The organism is Hymenobacter sp. H14-R3 (genome assembly GCF_030063445.1).
GTDB lineage: Bacteria > Bacteroidota > Bacteroidia > Cytophagales > Hymenobacteraceae > Hymenobacter.
Map to the genome: position 1 here is coordinate 181,025 of NZ_JASITD010000004.1, position 15,648 is coordinate 196,672.

Sequence of the window (15,648 nt, forward strand, 5' to 3'; positions counted from 1 at the left end):
TAAGTTAATAGCCAGGGTTTTGGGTCAGATTGGGGTTGGCGTCGCGCTCCGATTGGGGAATGGGCAGCAGGCTATTAAACGGCTTCACGCCCTTGGCTACCAGCGCAGGCAACTTGGTGAGGTCGCCGGTGCGCTTGAGGTCAAACCAGCGGTCGTCCTCGAAGGCCAGCTCGTAGCGGCGCTCTTTCACCACAGCCTGCGTAAAATTGGCCGTATTGGCCGTGAGGTTGGGCAGGCCAGCGCGGGTGCGCACCTTGTTAACGGCGTCGAGGCCCTCCTGAGTGGGGCCAACGGCCTCAGCCAGAATCAGGTACATCTCCGACAGGCGTAGGACCGGGAAGTTGAGGGGCGAGTCCCAGACGTTGGTGTTGACCTTGCCCACAAACCACTTTTTGCAGTTGTAGCCATAGGGCGAGGTGGGGTCTATGAAGTCGGGCTGCACCTTGGCGGTGCTGCCGGCGGGGTAGGCATCGCCGGGCTTCCAGATGGTGACGTCGCGGCGCTTATCGCCAGCCTCGTAGCCATCTACAAATTCCTTCTCCGGCACGTTGAAGCCGTAGCCGCCCTGGGGCACCAAGCCCTGGCCGCGCGGCGCAAAAAACTCGTTGCCCACAAAGCCCAGGCCGTCGAAAATGTACTCGTTGAAACCGTTCAGGTACTGCACCTCAAATAGTGACTCTTGGCCATTTTCATTGGCTACCTTGAAGTTATCGCCGTAGTTGGCCCACAGCGCTTTGCCCGAGCCCGTAATGACGGAGCGGGCCTGGGTGGCGGCCCCGGCCTTGTTGCCTTGCGTGAGGTATACCTTGGCCAGCAGGCCCGTGGCGGCCCACTTGGTAGCCCGGGTGAGGTCGAGGCCCGAGTAGCTGCCGTCGAGGGCAATGTTGGCGGCTTGCAGGTCTAGCACAATCTGCTCATACACCTGGGCGGCCGGGGTGCGCGCAATGCGGGCTTCGTCGGGGCTGGCCGCCGGGATGAGAATGAGGGGCACATCGCCGTAGGCCCGTACCAGGTCGAAGTAGTACTTGGCCCGTAGAAACTGCGCCTCACCCAGGCTGCGCTTGCGCACGGCCTCGCTCATGGTAGCAATGCCGGGCACCTTCTGCAGCACCAGGTTGCACGCGCCAATGCCCACGTAGCTGCCGTTCCAGAGGCGCGTGGTCATGGGGTTGCTGGGCGGAATGTTGAACAAATCGAGCTGAATTTCCTCCACCGCGTCGCCGCCGCCGCCGCCGCCGGCCGTGGAGTTATCCGACATAATCTCGCCGATGCCCCAGAGCGCGTAGTTGTACTGCCCGCCCCGGCTCAATTGCGAATAACAAGCCGTAACGGCTTGAATAGCATCGGATTCGTTCTGGTAAAAATTCTCGGTCGTAATGCTATCGGTGGGCTTCAAGTCAAGAAATTGCTTGCCGCAGCTGCTGAGTAGGGCCAGGCCCAGCAGGGTACCGGTAGTGAGTTTGATGGGAAGGTAGCGCATGGGTGGATGGGAAGTAGGGGATTAAAAGGTAGCGCGCCGAAGAAGAGCGTTGGGCTTCGATAAGCAAAGCCTGCTGCTCTTCTCCGGGCTTCCAAATCCATAATCGTTTAAAAACCAATGTTTAAGCCAGCCAGGAACACGCGCGACTGCGGGTAGATGCCGCGGTCGATGCCTAGGCCGCCGTTGCCCACGGGGCCTACCTCAGGGTCGAAGCCGGTGTATTTGGTGAGGGTTACCAGGTTTTGGGCCGTCACGTACACACGCAGGGTTTGGCCGGCAAAGCGGTTGATGAGCGCTTTGGGGAAGTTGTAGCCCAGCGACAGCACCTTGAGGCGCACGTAGGAGCCGTCTTCCACGTAGTAGCTGCTCACGCGCTGGTTTAGGTTGGGGTTGGTGGCAATGGCGCGGGGCACATCGTTGCTGCTGCCCTCGCCCGTCCAGCGGCCCAGCACGCGGGTGCTGCTGTTGCCATTGCCATAGAGGCCACCTTCAGTATATACCCGATTGAGGTTGTAGATTTTACCCCCCTGCGAGCCCTGCACAAATGCGGTGAGGTCGAAGCCTTTCCACGTTACCGTGTTGTTGAGGCCGAAGGTGTAATTGGGGTTGGGATTGCCAATAAAGCTGCGGTCATTCGTGTCAATAACGCCATCACCGTTCAAGTCCCGAAACTTGAGGTCGCCGGGGGCAGTCCCTGTTTGCTGCGTGGCGTGGGCATCAATCTCGCCCTGGTTCTGAAACAAGCCGTCGGCCACGTAACCAAAGAACGAGCCCAGTGGCACGCCTTGGTCATAGCGCACAATGGCCGTGCCATCGCGGGTAGTGGTGCCATTAAAAGGCGCAGCCACGTTCAGGCTCTGAATCCGGTTGCGGTAGGCCGAAAACGTAAGGCCCGTGTTCCAGCTCACGCCCGTGGGGTTCACGATGTTGCGGGTGTTCAGGCTAATATCGATGCCCCGGTTTTTGAGCGTAATCGCGTTGGTCGGCACCGGGTCGTAGGTACCCGATACGTAGGGTGGGGGCACGTCGCTGATGAGGTTGGGCGAGCGGCGGGTATATATGTCCACCGACAGCTCTATGCGGTTGTCCAGCAGGCCCAGGTCCACGCCCAGGTTGGCCTGGTAGTTATCCTCCCAACGCAGCAACTGGTTGCCGGCGCGGGTGGGGGCGGCCCCGTTGAGCACCGTGCTATTAGCCCCAAACGGATAGGTGATGCCCGTGTTGATAGTGGCCAAGTAGGCGAAGCGTCTGGCATTGAGAGGATTGCCTACTTTGCCATAGCCGCCGCGCAGCTTCAGGTTGCTGATGGTCGAGATATCCTTGATGAAGCTTTCTTCCGAGAGGCGCCAGCCCACCGAAGCGCCGGGGAAGAAGCCAAACTGGAAGCCGGGGGCAAACTGCGAGGTGCCGTCGTAGCGGGCCGTGGCCGTGAGCAGGTACTTACCCGCAAACTCGTAGTTGACGCGCCCGAAGTAGCTGGCCAGCCGGTCGGTGGTGGGTGCCACGCCCGTGCCGCCGTTGGTGACCGGGTAAGCCGGATTGGCCGACGGCCCGGCATTGATGGTCTGGAGGTTGTTGTTGACGTAGCCCGCCCGGTTGGCCGAAACGTAGGAATACTGAAACTGCTGAGCCGACTGCCCCGCCAGCACCGTAACGTGGTGCTTATCGGCAAAAGTACGGTCGTAAGTAGCCGTGTTTTCGATGAGATACGTGGGGTTGTAGTTGCTCACCGAGTAGGCCCCAGCCACCGAGTTGCGGGGCGAGTTGGGGCCCAGCGACGGCGTAAAGCCGTTGCTGTTATCAAAAATGAGGTCGGCCCCCACGTTGGTACGGAAACGCAGGCCCTTAAGTGGCTCTACCTCAGCAAAAAAGCTGCCAATGACGCGGTTGCGGCTGAACTTAGAATTCGTTATTAGCGATTGCAGCACCGCGTTGGGCTCGTTGAAATTATCGGCCGCAGTGGTGGGTTGGTAGTAGGTGCCGTCGGGGTTATACACTGGAATGGTGGGCGGTAGTTGGAGCACGTTGTTGAGTACCCCAAACTCGTCGTTGCCGGTGTTTAACTGGCGGTCTTCCTGGTGCGTCACGGCCAGGCTGTTACCCACCTTCACGTACTTATTAAGTTGCAGGTCGCCGTTGGCCCGAATGGTAAAGCGCTCAAAATTAGAGCCATTGAGCGTGCCATCCTGCTGGAAGTAGCCCGCGCTCAGTGCGTAGCGCGCCTTGTCGCTGCCGCCGGTGGCCGATACGTTGTAGCTCTGAATCACGGCCGTGGGCCGAAACACTGCTTTCTGCCAATCAGTGCTGACGGGCAGGCTAGTGGGGTCGGCGTACTTGGCATTGATGGGCCGGCCGGCCGCCAACTGGCTCTCATTGTTGATGGTGGCGTACTGCTGCGAATTCAGCAAGTCGAGCCGCCGCCACACCTGCTGAAAGCCCCGGTAGCCATCGAGCGAGATGGTGGCCACGCCCGCCTTGCCGCGCTTGGTGGTGATGATGACCACGCCGTTGGCAGCGCGCACCCCGTAAATGGCGGTAGCCGAGGCATCCTTGAGCACGTCGATGCTCTCGATGTCGTTGGGGTTGATGGAGTTAAGTTGGTTTTCCACGGCGTTGCCGTTGGCATCGGCCGAGGGTAGCGGGAAGCCATCGACCACGTAGAGCGGCGAGTTATTACCGGCCGACGACACGCCCCGAATCCGCACCGAGGTGCCGCCCGCCCCGCCCGGCGCGCCCGAGTTTTGGGTAACCGTAACGCCCGCCGCCCGGCCTTGCAGGGCCTGGGTAGCATCGGCCACCGGCTGGGTGGCTATTTCGCGGCCCGAGATGGAGGAAATGGCCCCGGTTACATCGGCTTTCTCCTGGGTGCCGTAGCCCACCACTACCACCTCGTTGAGGTCTTGGGCCGATTCGCGCATCGTAACGCTGAGGCTGCCCGCCGTGGCGCCAGCGAGGGGCAGCGACTGCGCCACGAAGCCCACGTAGCTGAACAATAAGGTGCTGCCCTCGGGAGCCTCCAGGCTGAAGCTGCCATCGGCCCCGGTGGTAGTGCCGATGCTGGAGCCCCGCACGAGCACTGTTACGCCGGGCAGGCCCGTGCCGTCGGCCCCCGTTACCCGGCCGCGCACCGGGATGGTAGCGGCGGTGTGGTGGGGCACTGTTGCCTTGGTGGCAACCGGAGCTGCCAGGGCAAAGCTGGCCGGTAGCCCGCAGGCTACTACCACCGCCGAGCGGCGCAGCAGCCAGCCAATAGGGTATAACTTTTTATTCATAAAAAGAATGGGTGGGAAAAGACTTTAGGCAGCGGGAATTACCCAAAGCTAACCCGGGTGTTCAGCTAAATGCAAGCCCAAAAAGTGCCTTTTTGACCAGAAAATGGCTATTTTCACGGCTTTGGTGGCTTAGGCGTTACGCTTACTACACAAGCCAGTGCCGGGCATTATGGGGCTGGGGCTGGCCTAAAGCACTATTGTGCTGCCCGTGGGACAGGCTAAAAAACAACGAGCCCCCACCCATCTTTTTCTAAAAGATGGGTGGGGGCTCACTTACCAGGCCCGTAGTGCCGGGCAATAATTACGCAATCGTTACCGGTAGGTGCGGTGGCCAGCTCAGGCTTCGTCGCTCACGTCGGATAGCTCCTCCTGCTCCATCTCAGCGGTGGCATCCAGCAGCACATGCGTCCAGGGCTCGTGCTCGTCAAAGTCGGGGGCCTGGCTGCGGCGCTGTAGGGCGGCCAGCACCTTTTGGGCAAAGGCCCAGCTGGTGGCGGGGCGCAGCTCCAGCACCCGCGCCAGCTCGGCCGGGGCATAGCGGCCCCGGTGCGTGTGCAACAGGAAAACAGCATACAAGGCCTTGGGAATGGGAAACTTGCATTTTTGCAGCAGCGTGCCAGTAGTGGCCGACTCTACGTAGCGGCAGCGGGTGCAGCGCCGGGCAAAGGGTTCGCGGGCCTCGCAGCTCTTTTCGTGGCCACACTTGCGGCAGCGGTAGCCGCCCTGCCACTTGAGGTCGGCGAGGTAGCGCAGGCAGGCGTCCTTATCAGGATATAACTGGCTGAACTCGCCAAAGTCGAAGTCGCGGGCCTGCAGGCGGGCCTCCTGCTGGTGTTGCAGGTCGCGGCGCAGGTCGCGGTTCAGCTGGTCGATGGCGGCCGACTGCAAAGCCAGCAGGCTGTTGGTTTCGAGCAGCTCGCGGTTTTGGGTGGCAATGGTGTCGTTTTGCTGGCGCAACTCGTCGGTGCGGCGGGTCACCAGGGCTTCCAGCTCGGTGTTGAGCCGGTCCTTAAGTACTTGGTTTTCACGCAATTGGTCTACTAGTTGGTCCTGAGCCTGGTGGCGCTTGCGCAGCTGCTTCAGCAGGCGGCGCTGGGTGTGCAGGGTGGTGTCCATCAACCCCTTAATCTTATCGGCCAGCGCGTAGCTAAGCACGGCCACCTCCACCACAAACGCCACGTTGAGGCTGTACACGGTGTAGGCGTTGTTGTAAAAGTCGATGCCCAGCTTGCGGCTGATGAGAAACGCCAGGCTGCCCGCCACCAGCGCCTGGGCCAGCAGCAGGTAGCGAGCCGGCCGCAGCCCGCCCCGGTAGGCGCGCCAGGCCACGTAGTACAGCAGCCCATACGGCAGCAGGTACAGCCAGAAGCTGAACCCCGAGTGCACCACGGCCACATCGAGCACCAGCAGCACGCCACTCAGCGACACCACCCAGCGCACGGCCCGGTCGAGGGCGGGCAGCCGCGCGGCGGTGTCGAGAAACGAGCGGGCGTATTGCCCAAACGCCAGCAGCAGCAGCACCGGCGCCGCCGCCCCAATGAAGTGGTTGAGGAAGGCGCTGCCCGGCCACAGGTACTGAAAGCCCAGGCCATCTTCCGACAAAAACAGCAGCGCCCCGCTCAGCACGTAGAGCACGTAGTAGAGGTACGACTTCTCCTGCAAAAAGAAATACAGGAACAAATTGTAAACCAGCATGATAAAGAGCACGCCGTAGAAGCTGCCGAGCAGCCAGTATTGCAGGCTCATTTCGGGCAGCAGGCCGGGGCCGCTGTGCAGCATGGCCCGGAAGCTGGTGGGCGTGTCGGAGCGCAGGCGCAGGTAGTACGTGACGGGCGGGCCTTGGCGCAGCGCCAGGTCAAACAGGAAGTTTTTGTAGGGCAGGGGCCGGGTGGCAAACGGGTAGTTGGCCCCGGTCAGCACGCTGTCGTAGGCCAGGGGCGGGCCCGTGCCGGCCGGGCCCACGGGCCGAAACAGCGTAGCCGAGCCAATGTGCGGGTCGTAGAGCTCCAGGTACCAGTCGTTGGCGGGCCGGGCCTCGGCCCGCACCGTGAAGCGCAGCCAATAGGTGCTGTGGGGGTGCTGAATGTTGGGCGGCTGACCGGTGCTGGCCTGGTTCACGAAGCGCCCGGCCCAGGCCGGGCTGCTCACCGTGCGCAGGGGCAGGTGGCCGCTGGGGTCTTCGAGCACGCTGTAAAAGCGCTCGTGCAGGTACTGCGCCGGCTGGGCCGGGGTGGCCACCAGCGGGGCAGTGGGTGGGGTGGTAGCAGCACACGGGGCCAGCGCCAGCAGCGCGGCAACGCCGGCCAGCAGGGCCCCGCGCCAGCCGGGCCCAACGCCACCGACCCAGCAGGTCAGCCAGCGAAGCAAGGAGTGGAAAAGTAGCAAGAGCAGCGTGCGGTTGGGTGGGAGGGAAGCGCGCAACGAGGGATAGGGGTAAAAGTAACCCAAAAAAGCGGCCGGCCGGGCGGTGAAAGCCGGGCCCCAGTCGGCACAATTGGCCCGGTGGTCGGGCGCGGGCGGGGCGGGCGGCGGGCCCCGCTACTTTTGGCCTGCTTATTTCTTGGGAGGCCCTATGTCCACATTTTCTTTCCAGCGCTTTCTTACGCCCCTTATTCACGTGCTGGCGTGGGGGTTGCTGGCCCTCACGCTGTTGCTGTTTCAGCCCATGCAGGGCCGGGTGGTGCTGCCCCCGCAGTACTGGGTGCGGCAGGGCGCGCTGCTGGTGCTGTGGCTGGCGGCGTTTTACCTGACTACCCGGCTCAGCGTGCCGCGCCTGCTGCTGCGGGGGCGCACGGGCTGGTTTGTGCTGGCCCTGGCGGCTACGGCGGCGGTTATTATCCTGCTGGGGCAGTTTCTGGAAAGCACCCTGCACCTTTCGGAGCTGATGCGCCAGGCTTTTCACGCGGCCGGGGAGGCCGGGCGGCGCGGCGCGGTGCCGGGCGCGCCGCCCCGGCCGCGCGGCAACCGCTTCGACCTGGTGAGCCTGCTTATTACGCTGCTGGTGCTGGGCATTGGCACGGCCATTACGGTGGTGCAGCATTGGCAGCAGGAGGCGCGCCTGCGCGAGCGCCTCGACCAGCAGCGTGTGGAGGCCGAGCTGAGCCTGCTTAAGGCCCAAATCAACCCGCACTTCTTCTTCAATACCCTCAACAACATCTATTCGCTCACGCTCATCGATGGCGACCGGGCCCGCGCCGCCCTGCACCGCCTCTCGCGCATGATGCGCTACGTGCTCTACGACACGGCCTCGGGCCACGCCCAGCTCAGCCAGGAAGTAGCTTTTATTCAGGACTATATCACCCTCATGCAGCTGCGCTTCACCGACCGCGTGCAGGTCACCTTCGAGCACCCCGAGCCGGTGCGCGAGGTGCTCATTGCCCCTATGCTGCTGCTGCCGTTTGTGGAGAATGCCTTTAAGCACGGCGTGGCGGCCACCGCGCCCAGCCACATTGCCATTGCCCTGCGCCAGCCCACGCCCGGCCAGCTCGAAATCGACGTGCGCAACACGCTCTTCCCCAAGGCCAGCACCGACCTGGCGGGCTCCAACGGCATTGGCCTCACCAACACCCGCCGCCGCCTCGACCTGCTATATCCCGGCCGCTACTCGCTGCAAGTAACTGAGCACACGCCCGATAACGAATTTGAGGTGAAGCTCAGCCTGCAAGTAAGCTGAGGCCCACCAGGCGTTATTTCAGCCTGACGGTGTGGGCAAAATCCCGGACTGCCTGCGCGCTGCCCTCGGCCCCGGCCGGAATAACCCCCTGAATGATAACCGCTTTGCTGCCATTCGTGACGAATAGCTCGTAGAAATGGGCTTTTTTCCCCTTCATCATCCCCGTAACGTCGGCCTCGTAGGCGTCGTAGTTGTTCACGCGCTTAGTAGAGGCGTTAGTAATCTTCTTATCAGTCAGGCCGTTGCGCTCCAACGTCTCCTCCAGCAAGGTGGCCATCGCCGCTGGCGTGTTGTCGGGGTCGGCCGGCAGGGGCGTAACGGTGACGACGGCGCTGGCGGCCGGGTCTTGGTGGCCTTCCTTGACCCCGCCAATGGAATAGATGTACATGTTGCCCGAAAACATCGCAAACTTGAATTTTGACTGGCTTTCGTCCAGGCTAAAGGGCGCGGTGGCAAACGGGTCAACCTTCAGCTTTTTATCGTAGGTGGCCGCCAGCATGGCCTGTTTCAGCTGCTGGCCCGTTTGCGCATCCTCGGTTGGGAACGAGGCCATTAGCGTAGTTGCGAAAGTAGAATCGCCAAAAACCACCCAGTAGGCCTTGGTGGCCGGGGTGGGCTGCACAAACAAGTACTTGGCCGGGTATCCGCTGATGGTAGTGTCTTGAAAATCAAATACCTCAACTCCTTTCCCTTCCACTTCGGCGCGGTTGAACGTAGCCGCGTTTTTATAGTAGTTGCCCACCATCAGGTCCATCACAATCACCGCGGTCTGCTCGTCGCGCTCCAGGCCCACGAAGCTGGTCGAATTCTTGAAGCCCGCGGGGGGAGCCAGGAATAGCCGGGTGCCGGGAATGTTGATTTTGGCCGGGCTCGTGCTGGTAGGCTGCGCCCCGGTGGCTACTTTGGGCTGGCTACAGCCCGCCAGGGCCACCGCGGCAAGTACTACAACTAAAAGGCGAACCATACGCTAGAAGCTGGCTAAGACGTAAGAAGTGACGGGCCGCATTCTGGCGGCCCCGGCCAGCATACGGCGGGCCTCCACTTTTGGCCGAAGCGGCGGGGCCACTTGCTCCGCCACCGCGTGCTTGAATTTCTAATTTCCCTTCCCTCACATGCCCATTACCTGCATCGCCGTCGACGACGAGCCCCTGGCCCTGGCCCTGCTCTGCACCTTTATCGAGCAAACCCCCTTTTTGCGCCTGGTGGGCCGCTACGGCAGCGGCGTGGAGGCCCTGCAAGGCCTGCACGAGCTCACCGAAAAGATAGAAGTGGCCTTCCTCGACATTCAGATGCAGGAGCTCACCGGCCTGGAGCTGGCGCGCGTATTGGGCCAGCAGGCCGCGCCGCCGCGCATCGTGTTTACCACCGCTTTCCCGCAGTATGCGCTGGAGGGCTACAAGGTCGACGCGCTCGATTACCTGGTGAAGCCCTTCAACTACGAGGAGTTTTTGCGGGCCGCCCACAAGGCCCGCGTCTACGCCGAGCTCACCCACGCCAGCGCCGAGGCTGCCGCGCCTGCCGCCGAGGAGGAGCACATTTTTCTGAAAGTGGAATACCAGCTCGTGCGCGTGGCGCTTGGCGACATTCTCTACGTAGAGGGCCTGAAGGACTACGTGAAAGTGCACCTCAAAAGCACGCCGCGCGCCCTGCTCTCGCTCATGAGCCTGCGGGCAATGGAAGAAAAGCTGCCCGCCCGGCGCTTCCTGCGCATTCACCGCTCGTTCATCGTGTCGCTCGACAAGATTGAGGCCGTGCGCCGCCTCACCGTGCAAATCGGCACCGAAACCATCCCCGTGGGCGAGCAATACAAGGAGGCCTTTACGCAGTTTTTGAGCCGTTGGAGTTGAGAACCGATGTTGCGCAGCTGGGGTCGCCCTCCGCGGTTACCTCAGCTAAGAATTTATCCGAATAGCCTGCCCAATGCCCGCTTGGATGGCTGCCAAGTATCCTGGTTTCCAGGCCGGCCCGGCCAGCAACTGATTCTAAGCTACCGCAGTAGGCGGCCGGCTAATGAAGCCTGCGTGAGGTTTGTAAATCAGCACCGCCCGCGGAAAACCTCAACCGCTAAACCTGCGTCTTTACGCTCGGCGGCGGCTCCAGCCCAGGGCGGGGCCGGCCGTTGCGCTCTTCGTTTCTTCCCCTTTTTTAGCCCATGTCTCCAACTACTTCAAATCGCCTCACCGGGCAATTTGCCCTCGTCACGGGCTCCAGCTCTGGTATTGGGGCCGCCGTGGCCGTGGCGCTGGCCGCCCACGGGGCCGGCGTGGTCGTCAACTACAGCCGCGATGCCGCCGGCGCCGATAAGGTCGTCAAAATCATCACCGACGCCGGCGGCCAGGCCTTTGCCGTGCAGGCCGACGTGAGCCAGGAAGCCGATGTGCTGGCTATGTTCAAGCAGGCCACCGATAGGTTTGGCACCCTGCACATTGTGGTGGCCAATGCGGGTATTCAGGTCGATGCGCCGCTGCTCGACATGACCCTGGCGCAGTGGCAAAAGGTAATCGACGTGAACCTGACTGGCCAGTTTCTGTGCCTGCGCGAGGCGGCCCGCGAGTTTACCAAGCGCGGCCCGCAGCCCGATATCAGCAAGGCGCTGGGCAAAATAATCTGCATGAGCAGCGTGCACGAGGTTATTCCGTGGGCCGGCCACGTCAACTACGCCACCAGCAAGGGTGGCATCATGCAGCTCATGAAAACCAGCGCCCAGGAGCTGGCCCCGCACAAAATCCGGGTCAACAGCATCGCGCCCGGGGCCATTGCCACGCCCATCAACCTCACGGCCCGCGACACGCCCGCCGAAGAAAAAGCGCTGCTCACGCTCATTCCCTACAACCGCGTGGGCGACCCCGCCGACATCGGTAACCTGGCCGCCTGGCTGGCCTCCGACGAAGCCGACTACATCACCGGCCAAACCATTTTCATGGATGGCGGCATGACGCTCTACCCCGGCTTTGCCGATAACGGCTAGGGGAGAGTCGGGAATTTGAAAGGAAGAAGGAGTCGCTTTTGCAGTTGCTTCGAGCTGCCGCTTTTCAATTCTTTCTTATGTACTAGTGCAAATTTCTGCTTATCAGCCGATAAGCAGGAAGCAAGGATTGAAGCTGTAGCCACTCGCAGCTTCCGCAGTTTCAATTCTTGCTTCCTCCTTCCAAATTCCTAACTACCAAGCATGACTGCCGAGCACCAGCGCCTCCACGAAGCCGATACCAAGCAGAAGCACTGGCGGCGATTTGGACCTTATTTATCTGAGCGCCAGTGGGGCACGGTGCGGGAGGACTACTCGGCCGGCGGCGATGCCTGGAACTATACCACCCACGACCAGGCCCGCAGCCGCGCCTACCGCTGGGGCGAGGAAGGCTTGGCCGGCTTCTGCGACAGCAAGCAGCACCTTTGCCTAAGCCTGGCCCTCTGGAACGGGCAGGATGGCCTGCTCAAGGAGCAGCTTTTTGGCCTGAGCGGGCCGCAGGGCAACCACGGCGAGGACGTGAAGGAGCTTTATTATTTCCTGGACAACACGCCCACCCACTCCTACCAAAAAGCGCTGTATAAGTACCCGCAGCAGGCTTTTCCCTATGAGCGGCTGGTGCAGGAAAACGCGCAGCGCGACCGCACGCAGCCCGAGTTTGAGCTGCTCGACACGGGTATTTTTGACGAGCGCCGCTACTTCGACGTCTTCATTGAATACGCCAAGGCCGACACCGACGACCTGCTGCTGCACTACACCATCGTGAACCGGGGCCCCGACGAGGCTACGCTGCACGTGCTGCCCCAGCTGTGGTTTCACAACACCTGGGCCTGGGGCTACGACGAGTACCGACCCAGCCTGACCGCCACCACCGCCAACCAGTTTACCGTGCAGCACCGCGACCTGGGCGAGCTGGTGTGCTACGCCGACGGCGGCCCCGAGCTACTGTTTTGCGACAACAACACCAATTGCAAGCGGCTGTACGGCACCTCGTCGCTGGAGCCGTACTTTAAGGACGGAATCAATAACTATTTGGTTGAAAAGGACTTACAGACCATCAACCCGGCGCGCACCGGCACCAAGGCGGCGGCGCACTACGTGCTCACGCTGGCGGCCGGGGCCACGCAGCAGGTGCGCCTGCGGCTGGGACCGGCCGGGCAGGCCCAGCCCTTTGCCGATTTTGAGGCGCTGCTGAGCCAGCGCCAGGCCGAGGCCGACGCGTTTTACGCTGCCATTCAGTGCGATATACCAGATGCTGATGCGCGGCTGGTGCAGCGCCAGGCGTTTGCGGGCATGCTGTGGGGCAAGCAGTACTACAACTACAACGTGCCGCGCTGGCTGGCCGGCGACCCCGCCCAGCCCGCCCCGCCGCCCGAGCGCCTCACTGGCCGCAACGCCGAGTGGAAGAACCTGGATAACAACGACATCATCTCGATGCCCGACATCTGGGAGTACCCCTGGTACGCCGCCTGGGACCTGGCTTTTCATTGCATTCCGCTGGCCCAGATTGACTCCGAGTTTGCCAAAAACCAGCTGCAACTGCTGTGCCACGACTGGTACATGCACCCCAATGGCCAGTTGCCCGCCTATGAGTGGCGCCTCGGCGACGTGAACCCGCCGGTGCACGCCTGGGCGGTGTTCCGGGTGTTTAAGATGGAGCAAAAGCGGCGCGGCGACGCCGGCGACCACGCGTTTTTGCAAACCATGTTTCACCGGCTGCTGCTCAACTTTACGTGGTGGGTGAACCGCAAGGACCGCGACGGTCGCAACATTTTTGAGGGTGGCTTCCTGGGGCTCGACAACATTGGGGTGTTCGACCGCTCGGCCACGCTGCCCGGCGGCGCCTACCTGGAGCAGGCCGACGGCACGGCCTGGGTGGCCATGTTTGCGCTCAATATGATGCGCATTGCGCTGGAGCTGAGCCAGTCCAACCCCGTGTATCAAGACTTGGCGGGTAAGTTTTTCGAGCACTTTCTCTACATTGCCGAGGCCATGACCAACGTCGGCAACACCGACCTGGACCTCTGGGACGAGGAAGACGAATTCTATTACGACGCCCTCAAAACCGAAGACGGCGGCCACGAGTTGCTGCGCGTGCGCACCATGGTGGGCCTCATCCCGATGTTTGCGGTGGAGGTGCTGGACGAGAACGTGCTGGCCGGCGCGCCCAAGTTTGTGGCCCGCATGAACTGGCTGCTCGCCAACCGCCCGCAACTCGCGGCCCTGGTATCGCACTGGCAGGAGCCCGGCAAAAGCGCCACCCGGCTGCTGAGCCTGCTGCGCGGCCATCGCCTCAAACGCTTATTATTCAGGATGTTGGATAGCAAGGAGTTTTTGTCGGACTACGGCGTGCGCAGTCTCTCGCGGGTATATCTGGAAAAGCCCTATGTGTTCCGCGACACCGACATTACGGTAAATTACCAGCCGGCCGAGTCCCAAACCAGCGTGTTTGGCGGCAATTCCAACTGGCGCGGGCCCGTCTGGATGCCGGTCAACTTCATGCTTATCGAGTCGTTGCAGCGCTTTCACCACTACTTCGGCGACGATTTTAAGGTGGAGTATCCCACGCACTCGGGCCAGTACGTGACGCTGCTCGACGTGGCCGATGAGCTGGCTAAGCGCCTCACGCACTTGTTTTTACGCAACCCGGATACCGGGCTGCGTGCCTGCTTCGGCAACCGCGCGCTATTGCAGCAAGACCCTCATTTCAAGGATTATCTTTTGTTTAATGAGTACTTCAACGGTGATACCGGGGAAGGACTCGGCGCCAGTCATCAAACTGGCTGGACGGGGTTGATTACCAAGTTGTTGCAGCCAAAAGGAGCGTAGGGTAAGCTTCAGCTTGCCGCCGTTGTTTAGTAAGCTGCTCTGTTAGCGGCAAGCCGAAGCTTATCCTACCTTGCTCCTGGCGGCGGCAAGCTAAAGCTTACCCTACATCTTCCTTACAATGGCAAGCTAAAGCTTGCCGCACAGCTACTTACCTTATGCCTATTCCTGCTCCCTGGCTCGATGCCACCACCGCCATGCGCGACCAGATGGTGCACTGGCCCGATAACCTCGGCGTGACCGTGACCCGCACCCTCAGCCAGGACCGCGGCGATGCCGCCAACGTAACCGAGCTGCACCTGAGCGCCCACACCGGCACCCACGTCGATGCGCCGTTGCACTTCAGCAGCGGGGCCGGCGACACCACCACCCTCGACCTGGGCCACCTCATGGGCCCGGCCACGGTGGTGGCCATCCAAGACCCCAAAAGCATTAGCCTGGCCGAAGTGCAAGTACTTGACATAAAGCTCGGTGCGCGGTTATTGTTCAAGACGCGCATCTCGGATAGCGAGTGGAGCACCGAGCCCTTCAAGCCCGATTTTGTGGCCCTCGATGGCGATGCGGCGCGCCACCTGCGCGAGGCGGGCGTGGTGTGCGTGGGCGTCGATTACCTCTCCGTGGGCAAGGCCGATGCCCACCACGCCCTGCTCGACGCGGGTATTTGCGTGATTGAGGGCCTGGCCTTGCAGCACATTGCGCCCGGCGAGTACGAGCTGCTGTGCCTGCCCCTCAAAATAGTGGGCAGCGACGGCGCCCCGGCCCGCGTGCTGCTGCGGCCGCTGGGTTAAGCTGTTAGCTAGTAGCTGCTAGCTGTTAGCTTTCCGTTGACTTACAAGTAGATAAAGAAGCTAATAGCTAGCAGCTATCGGCTAATAGCTGAAAAAATGGACCAACCAATTATCATTGTCATGGGCGTGTCGGGCTGCGGCAAAACGACCGTGGGCGCGCTGCTGGCCAGGCAGCTAGGCCGGCCCTTTTACGACGGCGACGACTTTCACCCGGCCGCCAACGTGGCCAAGATGGCCGCTGGCCACCCCCTCACCGACGCCGACCGCGCCGGCTGGCTGGCCACGCTGGCCACCAAAATCGGTGAGTGGGAGCAGGCCGCTGGGGCCGTGCTGGCCTGCTCGGCCCTCAAGGAAGCCTACCGCCAAACCCTGCAAGCCGGGGCCCACGCGCCCCTGCACTGGGTGTTTCTGGATGGCGACCCCGCCGTGCTCTACGCCCGCCTCGAAGGCCGCCACGACCACTACATGAAGGCCGATATGCTTGATTCGCAGCTGGCTACGCTCGAAAAGCCTGCCTATGGCCTGCGCATCGACATCGACAACACGCCCGAAAAGCAGGTGGCCGAAATAGTGGAAAAGCTGCACCTGAACGACGGGCCAGAGAAGCCGAACGCATAAAAACCACGCCCGCCAAACGGTAAAAA

10 protein-coding genes are annotated in these 15,648 nt (G+C 62.0%); 6 read left to right on the forward strand and 4 right to left on the reverse strand.

Annotation, left to right across the window (positions count from 1 at the left end; genetic code table 11):
• Window positions 1-4: 4 nt before the first annotated feature.
• The 3 genes from QMK33_RS05780 to QMK33_RS05790 form a co-directional block, all read right to left on the reverse strand.
• Window positions 5-1,480, reverse strand: coding sequence for a RagB/SusD family nutrient uptake outer membrane protein (locus tag QMK33_RS05780; RefSeq protein WP_283563613.1), 1,476 nt, complete (start codon window positions 1,478-1,480; stop codon window positions 5-7).
• A gap of 107 nt (window positions 1,481-1,587) precedes the next feature.
• The gene (locus QMK33_RS05785; RefSeq protein ID WP_283563614.1) at window positions 1,588-4,752 is read right to left on the reverse strand and encodes a SusC/RagA family TonB-linked outer membrane protein; all 3,165 of its coding nucleotides are present in this window, start codon (window positions 4,750-4,752) and stop codon (window positions 1,588-1,590) included.
• Window positions 4,753-5,088: 336 nt separating this feature from the next.
• Window positions 5,089-7,119, reverse strand: coding sequence for a 7TM diverse intracellular signaling domain-containing protein (locus tag QMK33_RS05790; RefSeq protein WP_283563615.1), 2,031 nt, complete (start codon window positions 7,117-7,119; stop codon window positions 5,089-5,091).
• Window positions 7,120-7,324: 205 nt separating this feature from the next.
• On the opposite strand from QMK33_RS05790, the gene QMK33_RS05795 reads away from it, so the two are divergent.
• Window positions 7,325-8,425, forward strand: coding sequence for a sensor histidine kinase (locus QMK33_RS05795; protein WP_283563616.1), 1,101 nt, complete (start codon window positions 7,325-7,327; stop codon window positions 8,423-8,425).
• 13 nt (window positions 8,426-8,438) lie between these two features.
• On the opposite strand, the gene QMK33_RS05800 is transcribed toward QMK33_RS05795, so the two are convergent.
• Entirely contained in the window at window positions 8,439-9,389 is a 951-nt protein-coding gene (locus QMK33_RS05800) for a hypothetical protein (RefSeq protein ID WP_283563617.1), read from the reverse strand.
• 148 nt (window positions 9,390-9,537) lie between these two features.
• On the opposite strand from QMK33_RS05800, the gene QMK33_RS05805 reads away from it, so the two are divergent.
• From QMK33_RS05805 to QMK33_RS05825, 5 genes are all read left to right on the forward strand, one after another.
• Window positions 9,538-10,272: a LytR/AlgR family response regulator transcription factor gene (locus QMK33_RS05805; RefSeq protein ID WP_283563618.1), complete on the forward strand. Its 735-nt coding sequence runs from the start codon at window positions 9,538-9,540 to the stop codon at window positions 10,270-10,272.
• Window positions 10,273-10,577: 305 nt separating this feature from the next.
• A complete protein-coding gene (locus tag QMK33_RS05810; RefSeq protein ID WP_283563619.1) occupies window positions 10,578-11,393 on the forward strand; it encodes a glucose 1-dehydrogenase in 816 nt (271 codons plus the stop codon).
• Window positions 11,394-11,594: 201 nt separating this feature from the next.
• Entirely contained in the window at window positions 11,595-14,219 is a 2,625-nt protein-coding gene (locus tag QMK33_RS05815; RefSeq protein ID WP_283563620.1) for an MGH1-like glycoside hydrolase domain-containing protein, read from the forward strand.
• Between the two features lie 155 nt (window positions 14,220-14,374).
• Window positions 14,375-15,004 carry a cyclase family protein gene (locus QMK33_RS05820; protein WP_283563621.1) on the forward strand — a complete coding sequence of 210 codons (630 nt, stop codon included), beginning with the start codon at window positions 14,375-14,377 and terminating at the stop codon, window positions 15,002-15,004.
• Between the two features lie 96 nt (window positions 15,005-15,100).
• A complete protein-coding gene (locus QMK33_RS05825) occupies window positions 15,101-15,622 on the forward strand; it encodes a gluconokinase (RefSeq protein ID WP_283563622.1) in 522 nt (173 codons plus the stop codon).
• Window positions 15,623-15,648 lie beyond the last annotated feature (26 nt).